The following is a 23,131-nucleotide window of genomic DNA, read 5'->3' as shown; positions in this document are numbered from 1 at the left end:
GGGCGGCCCGCACGGCCCCCGCACCCGGGGGCCGCCGGTGCTCAGCCGGCCATCCCGTCGAGGTGTCCCGCCGGACCCGCCCCGGTGCCGGGCCCCGCACGGCCGCGGTCTTGGGCGGTGCGGGCGGTGTCCTCCAGCCGGTAGCCGACGCCGCGGACCGTGGTGATCCAGCCTTCGCCCAGCTTGGCGCGCAACGCGCTGACATGGGTGTCCACGGTGCGGGTGGAGATGGCCCACTCGTCCGACCAGACACCCGCGATCAGGTTCCGGCGGGAGATCACGGTCTCCGGCGCCGAGGCGAGCAGCAGCAGGATGTCGAACTCCTTGCGGGTCAGCTCCAGCGGCCGCTCCCCCAGCCACGCCTCGCGGGTGCCGGGGTCCAGCCGCAGGAGCCCGCAGGACACCCCGGCCGGGCCGCCGCCGGTGGCGACGCGGCGGGTCACCGCCTCCATCCGGGCGGCGAGCTCCCGGAAGCCGTACGGCTTGACCAGGCAGTCGTCCGCGCCGGAGCGCAGGCTCAGCACCCGGTCCAGCTCGGAGTCCCGGCCGGTGAAGGTGATCAGCGGAGTGCTGCCGCGCGCCCTGATCTCGGCGCACACCTGCAGACCGTCGAGGTCCGGCAGGTCCAGGTCGAGCAGGACGACCTCGGCCTGCTCCCACGCCTGCAGGCCCGCCCGGCCGGTGCGGGCCCGCCGGACCTGGTGCCCGTTGCGCACCAGGCGGCAGACCAGGGGTTCGGCGGACCCGTCATCCGGGTCGATCACAAGTACGCGCATCTGGACTCCACCGGGGGGCCGTCACGCCGGGGCGGGTGGCCCCGCCCGGCCGGCACCCCCTGCCCTCACTCGCCCGCCGACCGGGTGTGCACCACGCGGTAGGTGTTGGAGTCCCGCCAGGTGGCCAGCGCGTCCACGGCGGCGTCGACCTTCTGCCGCTCCGCCGAGCGCTCGGCGGCCGGCTGCGCGAGGAAGGCGTCGTAGGCCTCCTTGCTGTCCCACTGCGAGTAGACGACGACCCACTTGCCCTCGACGTTGCGTCCGCGCAGTCCGCGCAGCACCGTGTGGCTGCGGTACCCGGGGACCTTCTGGAGCCAGTCCTGGGACGCGCCGAGCGCCTCGACCAGGTCGTCCTGGTGCTTCTCGGTGACGCCGTACAGGTCGATGACGGTGTAGTCGTCGCGCTCCGGGGAGATCTCGGTCTCGTCGGCGCCGGGCTTCTGCTGGGTGAAGACCACCTCGTTCTGCAGCAGCCGGATGGCGGTGGTGATCTCACCGAACAGGGGGAGCGTGCGGTGCTTGAACTCCTCGCCGGCGTACCGGGCCTCCAGGTCCTCGGTGGAGCGCCACTGGATGAAGTTGGCGGTGCCGAACTTGGTCTGCCCGCTGTGCACGGTGCTGGACCGCCAGCCTTCGTAGGCCGCGGAGTCGACGATTTCCCGCATCGCGGCGAGCAGGCTGTCCTGCTTCTCCGCGGAGTCGGTGGAGAACAGGTTGAGGACGGTCAGGTTCTTACCATCGGCGGCGATCTTCGGCATTCTCTCTTCTCTTCCGGTCGATCGGTTGATGAAAGAAGCAGAACTCGAATGGTGATCGGTGCTTCCGAACCAGCATGACAAGGCCGCAACCGCTGGTGAAGGGCGTTGTGTTCAGGACTCCGCGCGGATTGTCAGGTCTTTCCCAGCAGCGTCAGATCTTCTGCGGCAACGTCAGGTCTTCGACAAGTGCTCTTGGGCGCCCATTGGCCCGCACGCGATGCTCGGGTAATGAATTCCCTCACTGCGAAAGCCGAAATCGGCGGGCTGCTCGACCGATATCTCATAGGTCTCGACGACGAAAAGCTCGACGACGACTGGGCGCGCGGGCTGTTCACCGACGACGCCCGCGTGGAGTTCCCGATGGCCCGGCACGAGGGCGTCGGGGGTCTGGCCGACTGGCACCGGCGGGCGCTGGACGCGTTCGCCCGCACCCAGCACCTCAACTCGCCGGCGGTCGTGGACCTCACCGGTGACGAGCGGGCGGTGCTGCGGGCCAACCTGGTCTCCACGCATGTGCACCACCCGGACACCCCCGGCGATCCGCTGTTCGTCTCCGGCACGCTCGTGCGGGGGGCGGCCCGGCGTACCGATCACGGCTGGCGGCTGACGGAGCTGTCGTTCCGGCTGGTGTGGTCGACGGGCAGTCCGCCGCGCCCGGCGGACGCCCGATGAGGGCCCTGGCGGCCGGCGTCCAGGAGGACCAGATCGCCGCCATGCTGCTGGGCATCGGGGTGATCCTGCTGGTCGGCGCCGGGCTGGGGGCGCTCGCCCGCAAGGTCGGCCAGCCGAAGGTGATCGGGGAGATCACGGCCGGCATCGTGCTCGGTCCGAGCCTGCTGGGCCTGTTCCCCGGTGATCTGACGAACCGACTGTTTCCGGCGGACGTACGCCCGTTGCTGTCGGCGGTGTCGCAGGTCGGCCTGGTGCTCTTCATGTTCGTGGTGGGCTGGGAGTTCGAACGGCGGCTGATCCGGCCGCACGCCCGCCTGGCGGCCGGGGTCTCGCTGTCGTCGATCGTGCTGGCCTTCGGACTCGGGGTGGCCGCCGCCGCCGTGCTGTACCCGCACCACGACACGGTGGCCGGGAAGCACATCTCGTTCCTGGCGTTCGCCACCTTCATGGGCACCGCGATGTCCGTCACCGCGTTCCCCGTGCTGGCCCGGATCCTGACCGAGAACAAGCTGATGGACACCCGGGTGGGCGCCCTGTCGCTGGCGAGCGCCGCGATCGACGACGTCCTCGCCTGGTGTCTGCTGGCGTACGTCTCGGCGCTGGTCAGCTCGGACGGCGACTACGCGGACCTGGCGCGGATCGGCGCGCTGAGCGTCGTGTACGTGGCCGTGATGCTCGTCGTCGTGCGGCCGCTGATCTCGCGGCTGGTCTGGCGGTGGGCGGCCACGGAGCGCTGGGCGGCACTGCTCGCGGTGCTGTGCGCGGGCGTGTTCGCCTCGTCGTGGCTGACGTCCTGGATCGGCATCCACCAGATCTTCGGCGCGTTCCTGTTCGGCTTCGTGATGCCGCGCGAACCCCGGCGGGTGCTCGCGGCGCATCTGCGCCGGCCGCTGGACGACGTCAGCGTGGTCCTGCTGCCGGTCTTCTTCATCGTCACCGGCCTCGGTGTCGACCTCGGCTCGCTGACGGCGGCCGACTGCCTGTCGCTGGCCCTGGTCATCGCCGTGGCCTGCGCGGGCAAGCTGCTCGGCGCGATCGCCCCGGCCCGGCTGTCCGGGCTGTCCTGGCGCGAGGCGAAGGACCTGGGCGTGCTGATGAACACCCGGGGCCTGACCGAACTCATCATCCTCAACGCCGCGGTGAGCCTCGGCGTGCTCGACGGGCGGATGTTCACCATGCTGGTGATCATGGCCCTCGTGACGACGGCGATGGCGGCCCCGCTGCTGTCCCGGCGCGAGCACCTCACGGCCGGCGACCTCCCCAAGGCACCCACACCCGTCGCGGACGCGACCGCGCCGCGCACCTGACGAGGGGGATCCAGTGATACCCGTCCAGCCGTTGTCCCCGCACGAGCGGCAGCCGCGACCACCGGTCGACGGCCGCGCGCTGCGCACGGTGTGCGGCAGTTTCGCCACCGGCGTCACCGTGATCACCACCGGCGGCCCGGAGGACGGCGCCGCGACCACGGTGAACTCCTTCACGTCCGTCTCGCTGGAGCCGCCGCTGGTGCTGTTCTGCCTGCACCGGCAGTCCCGGTTGCGGCCGGTGCTCCAGCGCTCCCGCGGCTTCGTGGTGAACTTCCTGACGCACCGCCAGGAGGGTCTCGCCTGGAAGTTCGCGGGCCGTGAGTCCGCGCGGCTGGCGGAGGTCCCGCACCACCGCTCGGGCGGCGGACTGCCCGTCCTCACCGAGGCGCTCGCGTTCCTGGAGTGCCGCCTCGCCGAGGAGTACGACGGCGGCGACCACGCCATCGTGGTCGGCGAGGTCACCGCCCTCGGCACCTCCGAGGAGGAGGCCGATCCGCTGGTGTTCTACCAGGGCGCGATGCGCGCCCTGGACGCCCCGGCGCCGGCACGGGGCTGAGCCGTCAGCGCGACGCCGCGGCCGGCAGGTCGGCGTCGTCGAACTCCCGCCTGGCCCGCTCGACCTTGTGCAGGTTCTCCGCGGACCAGTCGGCGAGGTGGGCGAAGATCGGCGCCAGGCTGCGGCCGAGCTCGCTGATCTCGTACTCGACCCGGGGCGGCACCTCCGGGTGGTACGTGCGCACCACCAGGCCGTCGCGCTCCATCTGGCGCAGCCGCTGGGTGAGCACCTTCGGGGTGATGGTGCGGATGTTGCGCTGGAGCTCGACGAAGCGCTGCCGGCCGAACTCGTTCAGCGTCCACAGGATCGGTGTCGTCCAGCGGCTGAAGACGATGTCGACCACCGGGGAGACCGGGCACGCCAGCTCCGAGTCGACCCCGGCGCCGTGCTTCACGGCGCCGCCCATGGTGCCCGTGCTGTCCATGCGGATCCTCCTAGGAAGCCACTTTCCTCTAGGTACCTACTTTACCCAGGATGCTAGCTTCCCGGAAGGCGGTGAGCTTCCCCGCTCCCGGCCCCGCGCCATGTCCTTTCCCTCCTTGTCCCGTCCCTACGGAACCCTTCCGTTCACCTCCCACTAGGAGCGACATGTCGACCCAAGAGTCGCTGCGCCTTCCCCACTCCACCGATGCGTCGGCCCCGCCGAGGCGCCCGGGACTCATCCTGGCGTTCCTCTGCCTGGCCGGGTTCATGACCTTCCTCGACGTGTCGATCGTCAACGTGGCCCTGCCGACGATCGAGGACGAACTGAACATCTCCCAGACGTCGTTGCAGTACATCGTCACCACCTACGGCATGCTGCTCGGCGGCTTCCTGCTGCTGACCGGACGACTCGCCGACGCCTTCGGCCGCCGCCGGATGCTCCAGACCGGCCTGATCCTGTTCGCCCTGTCCTCGCTGCTCGCCGGGTTCGGGCAGAGCGCGGCCATGCTGATCGTGGCGCGCGGCGCCCAGGGCCTCGGCGCCGCGTTCATCGCGACCGCCGCGCTGTCCCTGCTCGCCAACAACTTCGAGGAGGGCGCCGAGCGCAACAAGGCGCTGGGCGCGTGGGGCGCGCTGAGCGGCATCGCCGCCGTCGCCGGTGTCACCCTCGGCGGTCTGCTGACCGACGGCCCGGGCTGGCGCTGGATCTTCTTCATCAACGTGCCGATCGGCCTCGTCCTGGCCGTGCTCGCCCCCAGGGTCGTCGCGGAGAGCCGGGCCGCCGAGCGCAGCAGGTCCTTCGACATCGCCGGCGCCGTCACCCTGACCGCCGGTCTGGTCCTGCTCATCTTCAGCCTGGGCCAGACCGTCGACGACTCCGACGTCCCGACGGCCCGTGTCTACGGCGGCTTCGCCCTCTCCGCGGTCCTGCTCATCACGTTCCTGCTGATCGAGCGCCGCGCCCAGGCGCCGCTGATCCCGCTCGGCGTCTTCAAGCGCAAGTCGCTGCGGGCCTCCAACGTCGTCGCGATCCTGCTGCTGGGCACCTGCGTCACCCTGTTCTTCTTCGCCAGCCTGTTCATGCAGCAGGTCCTGAACTGGTCGGCGCTGCGCACCGGTCTGGCGTACGTCCCGCTCGCCGTGATCGTGGCGGTCGGCGCGGGGGTCGCCTCCCAGCTGGTGACGAAGGTCGCCGCCAAGCCTGTGCTGATGGTCGGCCTCACCCTGACCAGCGTGGGCATGTTCCTGCTGTGGCGGGCCCCGTCCGACGCCTCGTACGCGGTGGACCTGCTGCCCGCCTTCCTGATCTCCGGCCTCGGTCTCGGCCTGTCGTTCGTGCCGGTGCAGGTGGCCGCGTTCACCGGCACCGAGGAGGACGAGTCCGGTCTGTCCGCCGGTCTCATCAACACCGCGCAGGAGGTCGGCGGCGCCCTGGGCCTCGCCGTGGCCGCGACCTACGCCTTCCGCCAGGTCGAGGAGCTGACCAAGTGGGCGGACGGGGTGCCCGCGCGGGTGACCGAGGCGCGTACCGAGGTCTTCCACGACGCGTTCCTCGCCGGTGGCTGCTTCGCCGCGGCCGGCCTGGTCCTCACGCTGATCCTGCTGCCCCTCACCAAGGCCGCGGACCAGCCGGCCACCGCCCCCAACGCCTGAGATCGGACCCCGGTATGCCGACGTCACCGCGTCTGTCCTCCGCGGCCGAGGACTTCCTCGCCGAGAACCAGTTGTGCACCTTCACCACCCTCCGCCCCGACGGCTCGCCCCATGTGACGCCCGTGCGCTTCACCTGGGACGGTGAGGCGGGACTGGCCCGGGTGATGACCGCGGTGACCCGGCGCAAGGCCCGCAACGTACTGGCCGCGCCCGGCAGCCGGGTGTCCCTGTGCCAGACCGCCGGGCCCCGCTGGATCACCCTGGAGGGCACCGCCACCGTGCACGACGACCCGTTCCGGGTCCAGGAGGGCGCCCGGCGGTACGCCAAGCGGTACTGGTCGCCGCCGCCTGAGCCGCCGGGCCTGGTCGTCATCGAGATCGACGTGGACCGGGTCCTGGGCCTGCTGTGAGCGGGCCGCACACCCGCCGAGGGCGCCGGACGCGAAACCGCCGGCGTCCTCGGCGTATTTCCACCCCCTGACCCTGCTGAAGAACCTCTGACGAAACTTGTCAGAGACCTGTACTTAGGGCAGTTCAGCTTCCCCGACTCCCCCGGAATACTGGTGAAAAATCCACTGGGAGAGGAAACATGAACCGTTTTCATGCCGACGTGATTGTCGCCGGGGCCGGCCCGTCCGGACTCATGCTCGCCGGTGAACTCCGCCTGGCGGGCCACGAGGTGCTGGTGCTCGACCGGCTGACCGCACCGATGCAGCAGTCCCGCGCCCTCGGATTTTCCGCACGCACCATCGAGGAGTTCGGGCAGCGCGGACTTCTCGATGAATTCGGTGAACTCGAGACGATACCCTTCGGCCATTTCGGCGGACTGCCCATCGACTACCACATCATCGAGGGCGGCAATTTCGGCGTCCGGGGCGTTCCGCAGTCGCGGACCGAGGCGATCCTGCACACGTGGGCCACCGGCCTCGGCGCCGAGGTCCGCCGCGGGCACGAGGTCGTCGGCATGACGCAGGACGACGACGGCGTCACCGTGGAGGTCGCCGGACCCGACGGCGTCGAGACGCTGCGGGCCGCCTATCTCGTCGGCTGTGACGGCGCCCGCTCCACCGTGCGGCGCCTGGCCGGCATCGACTTCCCCGGCACGAGCGCCACCATCGAGATGCTGATGGCCGACGTCGCCACCAACGAGCTGCGCATCCGCCCGACGGGCGAGGTCGGCGAGTCCGGCATGGTCGTGGTGCTGCCGCTGGGCCCGCAGGCCACCCGTGTGGTCGTCTTCGAGCGCGGCGCCGGGGTCCGCCCGACGACGGAGGCGCCCACCTTCCCCGAGGTGGCCGCCGCCTTCCAGCGCGTCACCGGTGAGGACATCACCGGCTACCGGCCGCTGTGGACCAGCTACTTCACCGACGCCAGCCGGCAGGCCGCCGAGTACCGCGCGGGCCGCGTCTTCCTGGCCGGCGACGCCGCCCACATCCACCTCCCCATCGGCGCGCAGGGCATCAGCGCCGGCGTCGGCGACGTGGTGAACCTGGGCTGGAAGCTCGCCGCCGCCCTCAAGGGCCACGCCCCCGAGGGGCTGCTGGACACGTACCACACCGAGCGCCACCCGGTCGGCGGCCGGATCGTCGCCAACACCCTGGTGCAGCGCTCCCTCTACCTCGGCGGCCCCGAGATGCAGCCGCTGCGCGAGCTGTTCGGCGAACTCGTCGGCATCGAGGCGGTCCGCAAGCACCTGGTCGGCCTGGTCACCGGCCTCGACATCACCTACGACATGGGCGAGGGCGGCCACCCGCTGCTCGGCCGCCGGCTGCCCGACCAGGACCTGCTGGCCGGCGACGAGAAGACCAGCACGTACGAGCTGCTCACACGCGGCCGCCCGCTGCTGCTGAACCTGCGCGGCGGCGAGGCCCTGACGAAGGCCGCCGCCGGCTGGGCCGACCGCGTGGACGTCGTCGCCGCCTCCCGGCCCGACCCCGAGGCCCCCGCCGCCGACCTGCTGGTGCGCCCCGACGGCTACATCGCCTGGGTCGGGACGGACGGCACCGCCGACGGTCTGGCCACCGCCCTGCAGCGCTGGTTCGGCGCCCCCGCCGCCGGCTGAGCCCCCACCGCCAGAAGAGGAGTCCCGAGTTGACCGGCAAGGCCGAGACAGAGATGCCCAGCAAGGCCGAGACGCAGAAGACGGCGCCGAGGCCCGGCGAGGCGACCGAGTGCGACGTCATCATCCTGGGCGCCGGGATCGGCGGTTCGATCACCGGCGCGATCCTGGCCCGGCAGGGCGCGAAGGTGGTGCTCGTCGACGCCGGCCAGCACCCGCGGTTCGCGGTCGGCGAGTCGCAGAACCCGCAGCTCGTCGAGTGGCTGCACATCCTCGCCGTGCGCTACGACGTGCCCGAGCTCAAGCACCTGCTCGACATCAAGGCCGTCACCAAGTACATCGGCGCCCATCACGGCAGGAAGCAGAGCTTCGGTTTCGTGCGGCACGTCCCGGACCGGGAGCCTGACCCGCGCGAGGCGACGATGTTCGTCATCCCGAAGATGCTCACCGAGGCGTCGCACATGTTCCGCCAGGACACCGACACCTACTACTTCAACGTGGCCGCGAAGTACGGCTGCACGCTGCGCCAGAACTGGCGGGCCACCGACCTGGACTTCGACGACGAGGGCGTCACGGTCACCGGGCAGAACGGCGAGGTCTTCCGCGCGAAGTACCTCATCGACGCCAGCGGTTTCCGCTCCCCGCTCGCCCAGAAGTTCGACCTGCGCGAGAAGCCGTCGCGGATCCGGCACCACGCCCGCTCCATGTTCACGCACTACGTCGGCATCAAGCCCTACGACGACGTGTGCAACTACCCCGACGCGCTGCGTCCGCCCGCCGAGTCCCCCTTCCACGGCGGCACCCTGCACCATCTGATCGAGCGCGGCTGGTTCTGGATCATCCCGTTCGACAACTACAAGGACTCCCGCAACCCGATGTGCAGCGTCGGGCTGACCTTCGACGAGCGGCTGTACCCGCAGCCCAAGGACAAGACGCCGGACGAGGAGTTCCAGCACTACCTCGACATGTACCCGGCCGTGAAGCGCCAGTTCGAGGGCGCGCGCCGGGTGCGTGAGTGGATCTCCACGCCGGACCGGATCCAGTACTCCTCGAAGCAGACCGTGGGCGACCGCTGGTGCCTGATGTCGCACGCGGCCGGCTTCGTGGACCCTCTGTACTCGCGCGGCCTGTCCAACACCTTCGAGGTGGTGGACGCCCTGTGCTACCGCGTCCTGGAGGCGCTGCGCGACGACGACTTCTCCGCCGAGCGCTTCGAGTACGTGGAGCGCCTGGAGCAGGGCCTGCTCACGTACAACGACATGATCGTGAACAGCTCGTACATCGCGTTCTCCCACTTCCGGCTCTGGAACGCGGTGTTCCGGGTGTGGGCCTGCTTCACCACGCCCGCCACTATGCGCCAGATCCAGGCCCGCCAGGAGTTCGTCCTGGACGGCGACGACCGGCACTTCCGCGAGATGGAGAAGGCGCCCTACCCGGGCCTGTGGTGGCCGGACAGCCACGCCTTCAAGCATCTGCTCGACGTCACCCACGAGACCTGCCTGAAGTACGAGGCCGGCGAGATCGACGGCGACAAGGCGGCCGACATCGTCTTCCAGGCCATCAACGACTGCGAGTCGGTCAACACGCCGTTCGGCTGGAAGGACGGCGAGGACCACCGCTTCTACCGGGCCACCACCCCCACGATGATCAAGTTCATGTGGTGGGCCAGCACCAACGGCCCCAAGGAGATGCGCGACCTGGGCCGCGCGATGCTCAAGGGCGTCGCCAAGTCCGCCGTGCGCGGCAAGAAGGTCTCCTGACCGCCGCCCCCGATCCGGCCCGCACAGGGCGTGGTGTCACCCCCAAGCGCCGCACCCTGTGCGGGCCGCTCCCCCGACCGTCCGTCACCCGTAATCGACTCTGGGACACCGTGTGATCAGTCGTAGAACCCTGCTCGGTGCCGGCTCCGCAGCCGCCGGTCTCGCTCTCGTACCCTCCGCTCCGGTGGCCGCCGAAGGCTCGGGCGTGCCCTACGGCCGGCTCGCGGCCCGCCTCTCGGGCCGGCTCGTGCTGCCGTCCGACCCCTACTACACCGTCGCCCGGCAGCTGGAGCTCGGGCAGTTCGACGCGGTGAACCCGCAGGCCGTCGCCTACTGCCGCAGCGCCGAGGACGTCTCGCTGTGTGTGCGCTTCGCCCAGGACCACGGTGTGCGCACCGCGGTCCGCAGCGGCGGCCACAACTACGGCGGCTGGTCCACGACGCCGGGCCTGATCATCGACGTGTCCCAGCTCGGCGCCGTGACGGTGAAGAGCGCCTCGTCGGTGGAGATCGGCCCCGGCGCGAAGAACGTCACCATCCTCAACGCGCTGGCCCCGCACCACCTGGTGGTCAGCGAGGGCGGCTGCCCGACGGTGTGCGCGGGCGGCTTCCTGCAGGGCGGCGGCTTCGGCTTCCTGACCCGGCCGACCGGCATGGCCTGCGACGCGGTGACCGCCGCGCAGGTGGTGCTGGCCGACGGGCGCGTGGTGACCGCCTCGGCGAAGCAGAACCCGGACCTGTTCTGGGCGATCCGCGGGGGCGGCGGCGGCAACTTCGGCGTCGTCACCCGGTTCACGGTGACCCCGCACACCGGGGACCAGATGGCGATCAGCAACCTGATCTTCCCCTACGACCGGATGGCCGACGTCCTCGACGGCGTGGCCCGCTGGCTGGTGGACGCCCCGCACACGATCGGCGGCGGCGCCTACGTGGTGCAGCCCGACGCGGCGCCGGGCTCGGTGCCGCAGGCCAACGTCTTCCTCGCCTCCCGCGGCACCCCGGCCGAACTGAGCGCCGAGGCCGCCCGGTTGCTCGCCCTGACCGGTGCGCCGGTCCAGCGCCAGGACGGCGTGATGACGTACCAGCAGCTCATGATGATGATCTTCGGCTGCGCCACCCTCACCGAGGACCAGTGCCAGCGCTCCGAGAAGACGCCCGCCGGCACCCTGTCCCGCCCCGCCTACGGCCTGGAGCGCACCCGTCTGGGCAGCGCGCCGTACGCGGCGAGCGGCTGGGCGGACGTCATGAGGGCGTTCGACGCGGACCGCAGGGCGGGCCAGGCGCGCTACCTGGACTTCCACTTCTTCGGCGGCGCCGCCAACGAGCTGTCCCGCACGGCGACCGCGTACGTGCACCGCGACACGCTCTTCTCGGTCAACTACCGGGTCCTGATCAACGATCCGGCCCAGGTGACCGACGAGGCCAAGGCGGTCGCGAACGCCTGGGTCGACCGGGGTTTCGCCACGATCGACCCGCTGTCCAACGGCGAGAGCTACCAGAACTGGATGGACCCCTCGCTGACGGACTGGAAGCAGTCGTACTACGCGGAGAACTACCCGCGGCTGGCCCGGGTCAAGAACACGTACGACCCGCACCGGTTCTTCCGCTTCCCGCAGTCCATAGGCGCCTGAGCGCCGGCCGGCCGCCGGCGGGTGCCCTCCCCTCCGGGCACCCGCGGGCGGCCACGGGGTCAGGGCCTGCGGCCGTACCAGCCGACCAGGCGGTCGATGGCGGGGGCGTCGTCCGGGACGTCGACGACGGGACCGAACGGCACCTGCCCGCCGCGCGGTTCGCGGGGCACGGCCCGGTGCATCACGGCCAGCGGAGCCGCCAGGACGGCGTCGTCCCACGCGGGCTCCCGGCCGGTCGCCTTGGCCAGGTCCCAGGTGTGCAGCACGAACTCATTGGTGTAGATGACCGCGGCGGCGGCGCCGGGGACGGGACCCCAGGGCAGCCCGATCTCCCGGCCGAGGATCGCCGGATCCGACCAGACGGAGCGCAGTTCCTTCGTCCCGGCGGCCCAGGCCTCGGTCCAGGCGCCGTCGGCGACGTCCTCGGCGAAGTGCGGGACGGAGAAGAACTGCCCGCCCGCGCCGATCACGGCGACCCGGCGGAGCACGGAGACGAGGTGAAGGGACAGTTGGCGCACCGAGTAGTCAGGACAGGGCGTGGTGCGGTCGTACTCCTCGGGCCGTACGGAGGCGAGCACGTCACCGGCGAGGTCGACGGCCTTGAACAGGCCGTCGCGGGGGTCTGCGAGCGGGGTGGCGGAAGTGTTCACGGGATCGGTCATGCCGTCGAGTCTTCCGGCGAAATGGGCCACCCTCCGGCCTATTTTCCCGAAGAGGTGATCAGTGATGCGCGCTGACCGGCTGGTGGCGGCCCTGCTGTTCCTCCAGGCGCGCGGCCGGGTCACCGCGGCGGAGCTCGCCGCCGAGCTGGAGGTCTCCGAGCGGACCGCGCGCCGCGACCTGGAGGCGCTGACCGCGTCCGGCGTCCCCGTCTACGCGCAGCGCGGCCGGGGCGGCGGCTGGCAACTGGTCGGCGGGGCGCGCACGGATCTGACCGGGCTGACCTCGCCGGAGGTACGGGCCCTGTTCCTGGCGGCCGGCTCGTCGGGCGCCTCCCCCGAACTGCGCTCGGCGCTGCGCAAGCTGCTGCGCGCGGTGCCGGAGCCGCTGCGGCCGCACGCGGAGGCGGCGTCCCGGGCGCGGATCGTCGACGAGCTGGACTGGTCGGGCACCGCCGTGACGGCGGCCGATCCGCATCTGGCGGCGCTGGAGCACGCGGTCCTCGACGGGGTGCGGGTCCGGCTGGGATACGCCCGCCCCGGCGAGGAGCCGGACGAGCGGACCGTGGACCCGCTCGGTCTCGTCCACAAGGCGGGCCACTGGTACCTGGTGGCCGGCACCGCGCACGGCCTGCGGTCCTTCCGGCTGGGCCGGGTCTCCTCGGCGGAGCCCACCGGTGAGCCGGTGCGGCGGCCCGCCGGTTTCGATCTGGCGGCGGCCTGGCGGTCGCTGGCCGGCCGGCTGGAGGACCGGCTGCTCGCGGCGACCGTGACGGCACACGCCGACCAGGACGCCCTGCCCGTGCTGCAGCGGCTGTTCGGCGGGCGGCTGCGGATCGGGCGGCTGCTCCGCGACGGCCGCCGGGAGATCGAGGCGGCCGGGCCGTCCCTGGAGGTGCTGGCGGCGCAGCTGGCGGGTCTGGCCGACCGGGTGGAGGTGGTGGGCCCGCCCGCGGCCCGCGTCCGACTGGCCCGGCTGGGCCGCGCTCTGCTGGTCCGCTACGAGGAACTGGAGGACGCGGCGACTCCCTAGTCACTTTCCTCTAGGTACCTACTATACCGAGGATGCTAACGTCGAAGACATCGCACCGCTTGGCACCAACTCATCCTTGTTCACACGCTTTTGGGAGTTCTCATGATCGTTGTCACCGGAGCCTCCGGGAATGTCGGCCGTCCCCTCGTCGAGGCGCTCGCCGCCGCGGGCGAGAAGGTTACGGCCGTCTCCCGCAATCCCCTCTCCCACGACCTGCCGGAGGGAGCGCGGCATGTCCGCGCCGACCTCGCCGACCCTTCGACACTCGGCCCCGCCCTGGAGGGCGCCGAGGCCCTGTTCCTGCTGCTCGCCGGTGATCTGCTGGGCGGCGGCGCACCCGCCACCGAGGTGCTGACCGCGGCCCGGGAGGCCGGGGTGCGGCGCGTGGTGCTGCTGTCCTCGCAGATCAACGCCACCCGCCCGGACGCCCTCTCGCACGGCCGGCTGCGGGAGTTCGAGGAGGCCGTGCGCGGCTCCGGCCTGGACTGGACGATCCTGCGCCCGGGCGGTTTCGCCTCCAACGCCTACGCCTGGATCGAGGCGGTCCGCACCCAGCGCGCGGTGATCGCCCCGTTCGCCGACGTGGCCCTGCCCGTCGTCGACCCGGCGGACATCTCCGCCGTGGCGGCCGTGGTGCTGCGCGAGGACGGCCACTCCGGCAGGACGTACGAGCTGACCGGTCCGGCCGCCGTCACCCCGCGCGAGCAGGCCGCCACGCTCGCCGAGGCCATCGGCGAGGAGGTCGGCTTCGTCGAGCTGACCCGCGAGCAGGCGCGCGAGCACATGGCGCGGTTCATGCCGGAGCCGGTCATCGACGGCACACTCGACATCCTCGGTGAGCCGCTGCCCGCCGAGCAGCGCGTCAGCCCCGACGTCGAGCGCCTCCTCGGCCGTCCCGCGGGCTCCTTCGCGGGCTGGGCCAAGCGCAACGCGCCCGCCTTCGCGTGACCCCTGTCCCCTGAGGGCCGCGCCGGCGTCCTCCCCCGTCGCCGGCGCCCCGAACAGCCGCGGCCTCTCCCACACGGCCGTGGCACCGGCACCGCCCCGGATCCGGAAATCCCCCGTACGGGTCCGGGGCGGGCCATCCTCCGTTCAGCACAGGGCGGGCTTGCGCCACGCGCACTCGAGGTCGCCGTGCCCCCCGCTCCTGAGCGCGGGAGCCGGCACCGCGGCCTCCTCCCGCGACCCGGCCAGGGTCACCACGATCGCGTCCTCCAGCGCCTTCACCGACGAGGCGAGGTAGTTGTTGAGGACGACGGCGAAGACGAGTTCGCGTCCGTCCGCGTCGGTGACATAGCCCGACAGGGCCGACGCGCCGGTCAACGACCCGGTCTTCGCGCGGGCGTTGAGCGCGGCCGGCGTCCCGCACATCCGCGAGCGCAGCGTGCCGCCGGTGAACCGGTCGGGATGGCAGGCGACGGGCAGCGCGCGGTACCAGTCGGCGTACCAGGGCTCGGCGCGCACGGCCCGCAGCAGCCGGACGAGCTGGTCCGCCGGGAAGGCGTCCATCCGCGACAGCCCCGAGCCGTCGACCTGCCGGATCCGGTCCCTGTCGACGCCGGCCCGCTCCAGATAGCCGCCGACCGCCGCGAGCCCGGCCTCCCAGGTGCCCTCCCGGGCGGCCGCGTACCCCATGGCCTTGGTGAGGATCTCGGCGTGCATGTTGTTGGACAGCTTCATGAACGGCACGAGCAGGTCCTTCAGCGGCATGGAGGTGTGCGAGGCCAGCCGCCGCGCGCCCGCGGGGGTCGGCCGGCCGAGCCGGGTAGGCCCGGTGACCGCGATGCCGTGGTCCGCGAGCGCCTCCCGGAAGACGGCGGCGGCGTAGCCGGTGGGCTCCCAGACGCTGATCCACTCCTTGGTGCCGGAGCCCCCGGCCGGAGTGGCCCCGGAGACCACCACGGTGTTCGTGCCGTGCTCGCGCTCGACGGTGAGCGTGTCCTCCCCGCCGGCGCCGACGGTCCTGGCGTCCACCTCGATGTCGACGTACCCCGTGTCGGGCGTGACGGTGACGACGGGCGCGTCGCCCGCCGACGCCCCCGGCCGCACGGTGACGATCACCGTGCCGGTGTCGTAGTCGGTGTCCGGTGCCAGGCTCAGAGCGCTGATCTGCGCCGAGTAGTAGGCGGACTCGTCGTCGGCGGCCCAGGAGCGCCCGAGGCGCCGGTCGTCGAAGCGGGTGTCGTCGGCGACGAGCCGCCCCTCGACGCGGCGGACGCCGGACGCGGCCAGCCGGGCGGCGAGCCCGTCGAGGTCCTCGGCGAGCAGGGTCGGGTCCCCCGTGCCCCGCAGATACAGGTCCCCGTCGAGCACGCGGCCGTGGCGGCGCCCGGTGGTCAGCACGTCGGTGCCGAACCGGTGTCCGGGGCCGAGGACGTCCATCGCGGCGGCCGACGTGGCCAGTTTGGTGTTGGAGGCGGGCATCAGCCGGGTCGAGGGCAGGTGCTGGTACAGCACGTCCCCGGTGGCCGCGTCCGCGACGACGACGCTCGCCGTCCCGCCCTCCATCCGCGGGTCCCCGAGGACGGCGTCGACGGCCTCCGGCAGGCCGGAGCGGTCGGAGTCCGCGCCGGCCTGCGCCCCGGGCCCGAGGACGGAGGCGACCAGTGCCAGCGCCACCGGCCATCCCCACCTGCGGGCACGGGAGGCGGGTCCTGTCCCACGATCGTTCACGGGTCTGCTCATGCCTCAGCAGCATCCCGGACGACGGGCCGCGGCGACAGACCGCCTCGCCTCAGCCCAGCCCCCAGGCCCGGCCCATCCGGTAGGCGGCGCACAGGTTCACGTCGAGCAGATACGCCCCGGCGGTCCCGCACTGCTCGGCGCCGCTGCCGGGATCGACGGGCTGCCCGTGGCCCATCCCGGTGAGGCTGTACGTCTCCACGACCGCGCGCCCGGAGGCGTCCCGGAACACCTGGTGCGGGAACCCGGCGACCGTGTCGCCGGCGTCGGCGGTCTGGTCGGTGCCGTGCACGTCGGTCCACTGCCGGGTCAGGTCGGTCATGTTGACCGGCTTCACGGTGTAGTCGGCCGTGCCCTGGAAGGCGACGAGCGTGGGCCAGGGCCCGGTGTACCCGGGCCGCGCGGCCCGCACCCGGTCGCCCCACTGCCGGGCGGTCTGGGTGGCGCCGACGTACATGCAGACGTACGGCGACCCGGCGGCCTGCGCGCACCCGTACGGCAGCCCGGCCACGATCCCCCCGGCCGCGAACTTCTCCGGGTAGGCCGACATCATCACGGCGGTCATGCCGCCCCCGGCGGACAGGCCGGTCACCTGGACCCGGGAGGCGTCACCGGAGGTGTCGGCGAGCTGGCGGTCCACCATCTGCGCGATCGACGCGGCCTCGCCCTGGCCGCGCGCGATGTCCCCGGTCTGGAACCAGTTGAAGCAGGACGAGAGGTTGTTGGCGGTCTGCTGCTGCGGCAGCACGACGGAGAACTTCCAGCGGTCGGCGAGCTGGGTCCATCCGCTGCCGGTGCCGTACCCGGCGGCGTCCTGGGTGCACCCGTGCAGCGCGACGACCACCGGCCGGCCGGCGGGCAGCCCGTCGGGGACGTACCGGAACATGCGCAGGGCGCCGGGGTTGGACCCGAACCCGGTCACCTCCTGGAGCGAGGCGGCGGCGGCCCGGCCGGGGGTGAGGAAGGCGGCGGTCAGGGCGACCAGCAGGGTCACCAGGACGGCGAGTCGAGGGCGTGCGGCTCTGGTCGGTGTCATGCGGAGGGACCGTAGAAGCGCCGGCCGGACGCCGATATGGGGCCGGACACCACAACGGGCGTCTGCCGCATGGTGGTTCAGCCGCGGCCGGCCTGCGGGATCCGGTGGGCCACCGCCCGCGGATCCCGTACGGCCCAGGTCGGCCCGGTCACGAGCAGCGCCACGCCGACGGCGGGGCAGACCCGGAACACGGTCTGGGTGACCGGAGCGAGGCCGGGCGTCCTGCCGTCCGTGAAGCGGCAGTACGCCCGCGGCGGGAAGGCCTCGGAGACGCCGGTGCCGCCGTAGTGGCGGGAACACGGGTCCTCGCCGGGGTCCTTGAGGGTGTCGTCCGCGGTGACGACCAGCAGCCAGGCCGGCGCGGCCCCGGCACGGTCGCGAACACCGTCAGCTTCACCGCCGGCGGCAGCCGGGGGCGCTCCAGGAGCCCGTTCGGCGCGACCGGGACCACGAGGAGGACCGCGCCGACGGCGACCGCGGCGACCTTGATGCCGGGCGGCACCCGCGACCGGCCGAGAGGTACACCGCGGCCCCGTCGGGGACGACGAGGGCGGAGGTCACGGGCGGGCGCCGGCGTCCAGGTCCCGGTACGTCTCGTCCCGGCGCCACGGCCCCACGCCGAGCCGGCCCGTCGTCCCGAGGTCGAGTTCGGGGACGACCGTCACCGGGTCCGCACCGGGCCTGGCCCGCACCCGGGCGTACGGCGCGTTCACCGGCGCGCCGGCCTGGGTGGTGTTGCGCCAGGCCAGCGTGGCCGCCGCGGCCTCCCCCGGACGCAGTGTCACGGGCCGCGGGGCGCCCTGACCGCCGATCCCGGAGCCGATCTGCTCGGTCCCCCGCAGGATCCGTACGTCCTTCACGGGGTCGTGGTCCTCGTCCTGGACCTCCAGCTCCGGATAGCCGTCGAGCGCGTACGGCCGGGTCCCGCAGTTGACCAGGTGCAGCCCCACGACCCGCAGCCCCATGGCCGCGTCCCCCTGGTCGGCGTACACCCGCACTCCCGACGCCGGGCACGGCCCCGAGGCCGACGACGCCTCGGCGACGGGAACGCTGCGCACCTTGAGCACCTTCACGCCCGTCACCCCGGCCGCGCCCATGGCCGTCCCTTCCATGGCGGCGACGGCCTTGCCGGTCCGTCCGGGTCCGACCGCCTCGACGACCCGCTCCGCGGTGCCGGCCGCTTCCCCCGAGGCCGAGCCGAACGCGAGGGTCACCGTGTACGTGGCGGCAGCGGCCGTGTTGTTCACGACCTCGAACTCCGCGCTGTAGTCGACGCCCGCGCACCCGCTGCCCGGACCCCAGGCGTACAGCCCGGTGATCCGCACGCCGTTCTCGTCCGCGCGGGGGGACGGCAGGGGCAGGGAAACCGGGGTGCCCGAGGGGGTCACCGTGGGCCGGCCGGCCGACGGGGTCGCGCCGTACCGCGCGTGGTCGGAGGGGCACAGCTCCTGCGCACGGACCCGCGCGTCGGGGATGTCCGCGCCCGATGAGGCCGCGGGGGAGCCGCAGGCGGTCAGCAGCAGAAGGCCGAGCAGGACAGGGGGGACGGCACGCGGGAGGCTGGACATCCCCCCACCCCACCAGGGGAGCGCTCCCAACGCTGTGACGCACCCCACACCGGCCGTCACAGCGGTGTCACGAACGACGCAGGCCCCGCCGCTCGGAAGCGACGGGGCCTGTGCCGACATGGGTGAGAGGGCCGGAGCCTTCTCGATCGTGGAGATGGCGGGAATCGAACCCGCGTCCAACGGTGCAAAAGCAGGGCTTCTCCGTGTGCAGTTCGCTGCGCTTTTCTCGGCCCCGGCGATCACGCGAACAAGTCGCCGACGGGCCCAGTCACTGTTTGGTTTCCCTCTTCACCCCGTGACCGGGATCAAGGTTTAGTTCCCTAGCTGATGCCAGGATCCGGGTCGGGAACAGCCCCGGGCTGACACTTCGCAAGTCGCTACTTAGGCAGCGAGGGCGAAGGAATCGCGCTTGGTGTTGGCGATTATTTTTTGCGACATATGGTTTACGAGATCATTGCCGCTTCCTCGACACGCTTCCCCTGCTTCGACATCCGCTGTCGAAACCGATCATCCCCATGTGGTGTTTTCAAAAGCCGCACCCTCTGCGAGGTGCGATGCCATCGTACGTGACCAACGCCGGACGATGCCAGTGCATTCCCGCCCGTCACTGGCCCCGCTGCCGGCGCCGGGCCGCCGCGATCGCGCGGTCCGACTCCCGCCGGTCCTGCTTCTCCCGCAGGGTCTGCCGCTTGTCGTACTCCTTCTTGCCGCGCGCGAGCGCGATCTCGGCCTTGGCGCGCCCGTCCCTGAAGTACAGGGCGAGGGGCACGATGGTGTGCCCCGTCTCCTGGGACTTCGCCTCCAGCTTGTCGATCTCCTCCCGGTGCAGGAGCAGCTTGCGCTTGCGGCGCGCGGAGTGGTTGGTCCAGCTGCCCTGGTGGTACTCCGGGATGTGGGCGTTGTGCAGCCACGCCTCGCCCCCGTCGATCTGGACGAAGCCGTCGGTCAGCGACGTGCGGCCCTCGCGCAGCGACTTGACCTCGGTGCCCATGAGCACCAGACCGGCCTCGTAGGTGTCGATGATCGCGTAGTCGTGCCGGGCCTTCTTGTTCTGGGCGACGATCTTCTTGTTGCCGCCCTTCTCGCCGTCCCTGGACTTCGCTGCGGACCCGCCCTGCTTGGGCTGGGACTCCTTCGGTACGTACATTCCCTTGCTCATAGTGCCGTCCATTTTCGCACTACGGACGGGGTCGGCGGGAAGCCGTTTTACGAGTCGCCGAGGCCGCTGAGGACCGTCTCGGCCCGCTGCAGGACCTGCTGGTCCGCCTCCAGGTCGGGGGCGATGCCCCGCCCGTCCACGGTCCGCCCGGACGGGGTGCGGTAGTGGCCGACGGTCAGCTCGGCGACGGACCCGTCGGGCAGCCGGCTCGGCATCTGCACGGAGCCCTTGCCGAAGGTGCGGCTGCCCACGACGACGGCGCGTCCGCGGTCCTGGAGGGCGCCGGTGAGCAGCTCCGCGGCGCTCATCGTGCCGCCGTCGACCAGCGCGACGAGAGGCCGGTCGGTGTCACCGCCCGGATCGGCGTGCAGGGCGCGCTGGTCGCCGTCGACGTCGTAGGTGGCGACGAGCCCGCCGTCGAGGAAGGCGGAGGCGGCCGTGACGGCCTCGGTGACCAGGCCGCCGGAGTTGCCGCGCAGGTCGAGGACGACCCCGGCGGCGGAGGGCGCCCGGCGCAGGGCGGCGCGCACGGCGTCCCCGCTGCCCTTGGTGAAGGAGGCGATCCGGATGACGGTGACACCGTCGGCGCCCTTCCGCACGGTGACCGGGTCGGTGGAGAGCCTGGCCCGGCGCAGGGTGAGCTCCCAGACGCGGCCGCCGCGCTCCAGGCCCACCACGACGGACGTGCCGGCGGCCGCGTCCTCGGCGTCGCCCCTCAGCAGGGCGACGACCTCGCTGACGGGGCGGCCGTCGACCGTCGCGCCGTCGACGCTGCGCAGCCGGTCCCCCACCTTGATGCCCGCCTCGGCCGCGGGCGAGCCGGCGCGCACCTTCGTCACCTCGACGGCGTCGTCGCGCTGGCGCCGGGCCCACAGCCCGACCCCGGTGTACCGGCCGTCGAGGGCCTCCTGGAACTCCTCGTACTCGCCGCGGGAGTAGATGGCCCCCCAGCGGTCCCCGCTGCGGCTGACCGCCCGTTCGGCGGCCTCCACGGGGGACGTGCCGGCGGCCATGGCGTCGGCGGCGGCCGCGGCGACGTCCTCCTGCCGGGGCCCGGGGCCCGCCGAACGGGCGGTGCCGGACGGGGACTTCCGCTCGGGTCCGGGCAGGGAGCCGGTCGCCGCACCGGCGACGAGCACGCTCGCGAACACCAATGTCAGGGCGGCCCCGCGGCCGAAGCGGCGGGGCTGACAGAACGGGTCACGGCCTGACATGCCGGTGAGTCTAGGACAACGCGAAGGGGCCGCACGGTCCGATCCCCGTACGGCCCCCTTGGCGTTGGTCACACCTTGAGGTACTTGCGCAACGCGAAGAACGCCGCCAGCGCCGGCATCAGCAGGCTCGTGGCGAGGATGAGCGGCAGCTTGGTCAACACCGCGTCCCAGCCGATGAAGTTGATCAGATTGAGCTTCTCCGACAGGGCCAGGCCGTGGTCGATGATGAAGTACCGCGCGACCACCAGGAAGCCGCAGGCGACCGTGCCGCCGATGAGCCCGGCGACGGCGGCCTCCATGATGAACGGCGCCTGGATGTAGAAGCCGGAGGCGCCGACCAGGCGCATGATCCCGGTCTCGCGGCGCCGACTGAACGCGGAGACCCGCACCGTGTTGACGATCAGCATGAGCGCGACGACGAGCATCAGCGCCATCACCGCCCGCGCGGCCCAGTTCATGCCGTTGAGCAGCCCGAAGAGGTTGTCCAGGATGCCCTTCTGGTCCTGCACGGACTGCACGCCGTCCCGCCCGTCGAAGGCGGTGGCGACGACCTCGTACTTCTCGGGGTCCTTCAGCTTGATCCGGTACGACTCCTGCATCTGGTCCGGCGTCAGCGACGCGGCCAGCGGGGAGTCGCCGAACTGCTCCTTGTAGTGCTTGTACGCCTGGTCCTGGGACTCGTACGTCACCCTGTCGACGACCGTCATCTTGCCGAGGTCGGCGCGGATCTCCTTCTTCTGGTCCTCGGTGACCGCGCCCTTGGCGCAGTTGGGGTCGGACTCCGCGTCGCTCTTGTTGCAGAGGAAGACGGAGACGTTGACCTTGTCGTACCAGTAGCCCTTCATGGTGTTGACCTGGTCGCTCATCAGGAGCGACCCGCCGAACAGGGCGAGCGACAGGGCGACGGAGACGATGACGGCGAACGTCATCGTCAGGTTGCGGCGGAGACCGACACCGATCTCGGAGAGTACGAACTGGGCGCGCATGGCGTCTCTTTCAGGCCTTTCCGTGGACTGGTACGGGTCAGTGCTGGTAGCCGTAGACGCCGCGTGCCTGGTCGCGGACGAGGCGGCCCTTCTCCAGCTCGATGACGCGCTTGCGCATCTGGTCCACGATGTTCTGATCGTGCGTGGCCATCACGACGGTCGTGCCGGTCCGGTTGATCCGGTCCAGCAGCTTCATGATGCCGACGGAGGTCTGCGGGTCGAGGTTGCCGGTGGGCTCGTCGCAGATGAGCAGCTTGGGCCGGTTCACGAAGGCACGGGCGATCGCCACCCGCTGCTGCTCACCGCCGGACAGCTCGCCCGGCATCCGGTCCTCCTTGCCGCCGAGCCCGACGAGGTCGAGCACCTGCGGCACGGACTTGCGGATCTCGCCGCGCGACTTGCCGATGACCTCCTGCGCGAAGGCGACGTTCTCGCCGACGGTCTTGTTGGGCAGGAGGCGGAAGTCCTGGAACACCGTCCCGAGCTGGCGGCGGATCTGCGGCACCTTCCAGTTGGAGATGCGGGCGAGGTCCTTGCCCAGGACATGCACCTGTCCGTGGCTGCACCGCTCCTCGCGGAGGACGAGCCGCAGGAAGGTGGACTTTCCGGAGCCGGAGGACCCCACGAGGAAGACGAACTCGCCCTTCTCCACTTCCAGGGAGACATCCCTGAGTGCGGGGCGGGTCTGCTTGGGGTAGACCTTGGAGACGTTGTCGAATCGGATCACGGATGCACCACGGGTCGCCGGGGGTAGGTGTGCGTGACCATACGCGAACCGGGCGGGGGAGCGCAGGCACCGTAGGGGTTGTGTAAAGAGTTGTGCGCATTTGTACCGGTGCCGAATACGCCCTGAGAGAGCGCCCGCGCCCTTTGCGGGGGAACCTGGCACAGTAGGGAGGGAGGGGAACGTATCCCGGACCGGACCCGTTGAACCTCTCGGAGGGACAGCGCGAGGAGGGCGGCGCATGACGTACGACCGGTTGGTGTGCGCGAACTGCGCCGCACCCGTGAGCGAGGGCCGCTGCCCCGTCTGCCGGGCGAACCGCCAGCGGCTCCAGCAGGAGAACCCGTTCGCGAATCTGAACCCGATGGCGCTGGTCGCCCTGCTCGCGGTGCTGATCGCGGCGGTGGCCCTGCTGGCGCACCAGACGGTGTGAGGCACCGCCTCCCCCACGAGCCGACATGCCGAGGGGCCCGGAG

The 23,131-nt window shown here is 71.9% G+C and carries 23 protein-coding genes and 1 other RNA gene; 12 read left to right on the top strand and 12 right to left on the bottom strand.

Features of this window, described 5'->3' with window-relative positions:
• Positions 1–41 precede the first annotated feature (41 nt).
• Together ACFRAC_RS00345 and ACFRAC_RS00340 are read right to left on the bottom strand one after the other, a co-directional pair.
• On the bottom strand, positions 42–776 hold the full coding sequence (locus tag ACFRAC_RS00345) for a response regulator transcription factor (RefSeq protein WP_382919090.1): 735 nt from the start codon (positions 774–776) through the stop codon (positions 42–44).
• A 65-nt stretch (positions 777–841) separates the two neighbouring features.
• Positions 842–1,534: an antibiotic biosynthesis monooxygenase family protein gene (locus tag ACFRAC_RS00340; RefSeq protein ID WP_361351901.1), complete on the bottom strand. Its 693-nt coding sequence runs from the start codon at positions 1,532–1,534 to the stop codon at positions 842–844.
• 228 nt (positions 1,535–1,762) lie between these two features.
• On the opposite strand from ACFRAC_RS00340, the gene ACFRAC_RS00335 reads away from it, so the two are divergent.
• From ACFRAC_RS00335 to ACFRAC_RS00325, 3 genes are read left to right on the top strand one after another with little or no spacing between them, the layout of a single operon-like run.
• Positions 1,763–2,206, top strand: a complete 444-nt coding sequence (locus ACFRAC_RS00335) for a nuclear transport factor 2 family protein (RefSeq protein WP_382919089.1) — start codon at positions 1,763–1,765, stop codon at positions 2,204–2,206.
• A complete protein-coding gene (locus tag ACFRAC_RS00330) occupies positions 2,203–3,513 on the top strand; it encodes a cation:proton antiporter (protein ID WP_382919087.1) in 1,311 nt (436 codons plus the stop codon). The genes ACFRAC_RS00335 and ACFRAC_RS00330 overlap by 4 nt, the downstream gene beginning before the upstream one ends.
• Positions 3,514–3,526: 13 nt before the next feature.
• Positions 3,527–4,069, top strand: coding sequence for a flavin reductase family protein (locus ACFRAC_RS00325; protein WP_382919085.1), 543 nt, complete (start codon positions 3,527–3,529; stop codon positions 4,067–4,069).
• Positions 4,070–4,073: 4 nt separating this feature from the next.
• Here the strand turns inward: ACFRAC_RS00325 and ACFRAC_RS00320 are convergent, their stop codons facing one another.
• Positions 4,074–4,493, bottom strand: a complete 420-nt coding sequence (locus tag ACFRAC_RS00320; protein ID WP_361351912.1) for a helix-turn-helix domain-containing protein — start codon at positions 4,491–4,493, stop codon at positions 4,074–4,076.
• Positions 4,494–4,657: 164 nt separating this feature from the next.
• Between ACFRAC_RS00320 and ACFRAC_RS00315 the strand changes: the two genes are divergently transcribed.
• The 5 genes from ACFRAC_RS00315 (at position 4,658) to ACFRAC_RS00295 (ending at position 11,594) form a co-directional block, all read left to right on the top strand.
• Positions 4,658–6,145: an MFS transporter gene (locus ACFRAC_RS00315; RefSeq protein ID WP_382919082.1), complete on the top strand. Its 1,488-nt coding sequence runs from the start codon at positions 4,658–4,660 to the stop codon at positions 6,143–6,145.
• Between the two features lie 14 nt (positions 6,146–6,159).
• Positions 6,160–6,555 (top strand): PPOX class F420-dependent oxidoreductase, encoded by a 396-nt coding sequence (locus ACFRAC_RS00310; RefSeq protein ID WP_361351918.1) that lies wholly within the window; start codon positions 6,160–6,162, stop codon positions 6,553–6,555.
• A gap of 179 nt (positions 6,556–6,734) precedes the next feature.
• On the top strand, positions 6,735–8,207 hold the full coding sequence (locus ACFRAC_RS00305) for an FAD-dependent monooxygenase (RefSeq protein WP_382919080.1): 1,473 nt from the start codon (positions 6,735–6,737) through the stop codon (positions 8,205–8,207).
• A gap of 29 nt (positions 8,208–8,236) precedes the next feature.
• The gene (locus ACFRAC_RS00300; RefSeq protein WP_382919079.1) at positions 8,237–9,964 is read left to right on the top strand and encodes an NAD(P)/FAD-dependent oxidoreductase; all 1,728 of its coding nucleotides are present in this window, start codon (positions 8,237–8,239) and stop codon (positions 9,962–9,964) included.
• Positions 9,965–10,148: 184 nt separating this feature from the next.
• Positions 10,149–11,594 (top strand): FAD-binding oxidoreductase, encoded by a 1,446-nt coding sequence (locus tag ACFRAC_RS00295; RefSeq protein ID WP_382919077.1) that lies wholly within the window; start codon positions 10,149–10,151, stop codon positions 11,592–11,594.
• A 59-nt stretch (positions 11,595–11,653) separates the two neighbouring features.
• Here ACFRAC_RS00295 and ACFRAC_RS00290 read toward each other — a convergent pair whose 3' ends face one another.
• Entirely contained in the window at positions 11,654–12,256 is a 603-nt protein-coding gene (locus tag ACFRAC_RS00290; RefSeq protein ID WP_382919075.1) for a TIGR03086 family metal-binding protein, read from the bottom strand.
• A gap of 64 nt (positions 12,257–12,320) precedes the next feature.
• Here ACFRAC_RS00290 and ACFRAC_RS00285 point away from each other — a divergent pair, with 64 nt between their 5' ends.
• Both ACFRAC_RS00285 and ACFRAC_RS00280 read left to right on the top strand, forming a co-directional pair.
• Positions 12,321–13,286: a helix-turn-helix transcriptional regulator gene (locus tag ACFRAC_RS00285; protein WP_382919074.1), complete on the top strand. Its 966-nt coding sequence runs from the start codon at positions 12,321–12,323 to the stop codon at positions 13,284–13,286.
• A 102-nt stretch (positions 13,287–13,388) separates the two neighbouring features.
• A complete protein-coding gene (locus tag ACFRAC_RS00280) occupies positions 13,389–14,234 on the top strand; it encodes an SDR family oxidoreductase (RefSeq protein ID WP_382919073.1) in 846 nt (281 codons plus the stop codon).
• Between the two features lie 144 nt (positions 14,235–14,378).
• Here the strand turns inward: ACFRAC_RS00280 and dacB are convergent, their stop codons facing one another.
• The gene (gene dacB / locus ACFRAC_RS00275; RefSeq protein WP_382919071.1) at positions 14,379–15,971 is read right to left on the bottom strand and encodes a D-alanyl-D-alanine carboxypeptidase/D-alanyl-D-alanine-endopeptidase; all 1,593 of its coding nucleotides are present in this window, start codon (positions 15,969–15,971) and stop codon (positions 14,379–14,381) included.
• Positions 15,972–16,020: 49 nt separating this feature from the next.
• Positions 16,021–17,004: an alpha/beta hydrolase family esterase gene (locus ACFRAC_RS00270; RefSeq protein ID WP_382919069.1), complete on the bottom strand. Its 984-nt coding sequence runs from the start codon at positions 17,002–17,004 to the stop codon at positions 16,021–16,023.
• 69 nt (positions 17,005–17,073) lie between these two features.
• Between ACFRAC_RS00270 and ACFRAC_RS00265 the strand changes: the two genes are divergently transcribed.
• Positions 17,074–17,292 carry a hypothetical protein gene (locus ACFRAC_RS00265; protein ID WP_382919068.1) on the top strand — a complete coding sequence of 73 codons (219 nt, stop codon included), beginning with the start codon at positions 17,074–17,076 and terminating at the stop codon, positions 17,290–17,292.
• Between the two features lie 269 nt (positions 17,293–17,561).
• Here the strand turns inward: ACFRAC_RS00265 and ACFRAC_RS00260 are convergent, their stop codons facing one another.
• The 6 genes from ACFRAC_RS00260 to ftsE form a co-directional block, all read right to left on the bottom strand.
• The gene (locus ACFRAC_RS00260) at positions 17,562–18,572 is read right to left on the bottom strand and encodes a DUF4232 domain-containing protein (protein WP_382919066.1); all 1,011 of its coding nucleotides are present in this window, start codon (positions 18,570–18,572) and stop codon (positions 17,562–17,564) included.
• A gap of 146 nt (positions 18,573–18,718) precedes the next feature.
• Positions 18,719–19,087: a transfer-messenger RNA gene (gene ssrA / locus ACFRAC_RS00255) on the bottom strand.
• Between the two features lie 89 nt (positions 19,088–19,176).
• Positions 19,177–19,719 (bottom strand): SsrA-binding protein SmpB, encoded by a 543-nt coding sequence (gene smpB, locus ACFRAC_RS00250; protein WP_382919889.1) that lies wholly within the window; start codon positions 19,717–19,719, stop codon positions 19,177–19,179.
• Between the two features lie 59 nt (positions 19,720–19,778).
• Positions 19,779–20,945 (bottom strand): S41 family peptidase, encoded by a 1,167-nt coding sequence (locus tag ACFRAC_RS00245; RefSeq protein WP_382919064.1) that lies wholly within the window; start codon positions 20,943–20,945, stop codon positions 19,779–19,781.
• A gap of 68 nt (positions 20,946–21,013) precedes the next feature.
• A complete protein-coding gene (ftsX, locus tag ACFRAC_RS00240; RefSeq protein ID WP_382919062.1) occupies positions 21,014–21,931 on the bottom strand; it encodes a permease-like cell division protein FtsX in 918 nt (305 codons plus the stop codon).
• A gap of 37 nt (positions 21,932–21,968) precedes the next feature.
• A complete protein-coding gene (gene ftsE / locus ACFRAC_RS00235; RefSeq protein ID WP_361351951.1) occupies positions 21,969–22,658 on the bottom strand; it encodes a cell division ATP-binding protein FtsE in 690 nt (229 codons plus the stop codon).
• A gap of 238 nt (positions 22,659–22,896) precedes the next feature.
• On the opposite strand from ftsE, the gene ACFRAC_RS00230 reads away from it, so the two are divergent.
• Entirely contained in the window at positions 22,897–23,088 is a 192-nt protein-coding gene (locus tag ACFRAC_RS00230; RefSeq protein ID WP_361351954.1) for a hypothetical protein, read from the top strand.
• Positions 23,089–23,131: the final 43 nt, after the last annotated feature.

This window comes from Streptomyces sp. NPDC056628 (genome assembly GCF_042792555.1).
GTDB lineage: Bacteria > Actinomycetota > Actinomycetes > Streptomycetales > Streptomycetaceae > Streptomyces.
Note: the sequence above shows the minus strand (reverse complement) of the source record. Positions and strands in the feature narration are given on the sequence as shown.

Coding starts and splice junctions, on each gene's coding strand:
- ACFRAC_RS00305 (WP_382919080.1), top strand. CDS start 6,735: ATGAACCGTTTTCATGCCGACGTGATTGTCGCCGGGGCCGGCCCGTCC.
- smpB (WP_382919889.1), bottom strand. CDS start 19,719: ATGTACGTACCGAAGGAGTCCCAGCCCAAGCAGGGCGGGTCCGCAGCG.
- ACFRAC_RS00230 (WP_361351954.1), top strand. CDS start 22,897: ATGACGTACGACCGGTTGGTGTGCGCGAACTGCGCCGCACCCGTGAGC.
- ACFRAC_RS00320 (WP_361351912.1), bottom strand. CDS start 4,493: ATGGACAGCACGGGCACCATGGGCGGCGCCGTGAAGCACGGCGCCGGG.
- ACFRAC_RS00290 (WP_382919075.1), bottom strand. CDS start 12,256: ATGACCGATCCCGTGAACACTTCCGCCACCCCGCTCGCAGACCCCCGC.
- ACFRAC_RS00260 (WP_382919066.1), bottom strand. CDS start 18,572: ATGTCCAGCCTCCCGCGTGCCGTCCCCCCTGTCCTGCTCGGCCTTCTG.
- ACFRAC_RS00280 (WP_382919073.1), top strand. CDS start 13,389: ATGATCGTTGTCACCGGAGCCTCCGGGAATGTCGGCCGTCCCCTCGTC.
- ACFRAC_RS00265 (WP_382919068.1), top strand. CDS start 17,074: ATGGTGGTTCAGCCGCGGCCGGCCTGCGGGATCCGGTGGGCCACCGCC.
- dacB (WP_382919071.1), bottom strand. CDS start 15,971: ATGAGCAGACCCGTGAACGATCGTGGGACAGGACCCGCCTCCCGTGCC.
- ACFRAC_RS00340 (WP_361351901.1), bottom strand. CDS start 1,534: ATGCCGAAGATCGCCGCCGATGGTAAGAACCTGACCGTCCTCAACCTG.
- ACFRAC_RS00245 (WP_382919064.1), bottom strand. CDS start 20,945: ATGTCAGGCCGTGACCCGTTCTGTCAGCCCCGCCGCTTCGGCCGCGGG.
- ACFRAC_RS00270 (WP_382919069.1), bottom strand. CDS start 17,004: ATGACACCGACCAGAGCCGCACGCCCTCGACTCGCCGTCCTGGTGACC.
- ACFRAC_RS00335 (WP_382919089.1), top strand. CDS start 1,763: ATGAATTCCCTCACTGCGAAAGCCGAAATCGGCGGGCTGCTCGACCGA.
- ftsX (WP_382919062.1), bottom strand. CDS start 21,931: ATGCGCGCCCAGTTCGTACTCTCCGAGATCGGTGTCGGTCTCCGCCGC.
- ACFRAC_RS00330 (WP_382919087.1), top strand. CDS start 2,203: ATGAGGGCCCTGGCGGCCGGCGTCCAGGAGGACCAGATCGCCGCCATG.
- ACFRAC_RS00345 (WP_382919090.1), bottom strand. CDS start 776: ATGCGCGTACTTGTGATCGACCCGGATGACGGGTCCGCCGAACCCCTG.
- ACFRAC_RS00315 (WP_382919082.1), top strand. CDS start 4,658: ATGTCGACCCAAGAGTCGCTGCGCCTTCCCCACTCCACCGATGCGTCG.
- ACFRAC_RS00285 (WP_382919074.1), top strand. CDS start 12,321: ATGCGCGCTGACCGGCTGGTGGCGGCCCTGCTGTTCCTCCAGGCGCGC.
- ACFRAC_RS00310 (WP_361351918.1), top strand. CDS start 6,160: ATGCCGACGTCACCGCGTCTGTCCTCCGCGGCCGAGGACTTCCTCGCC.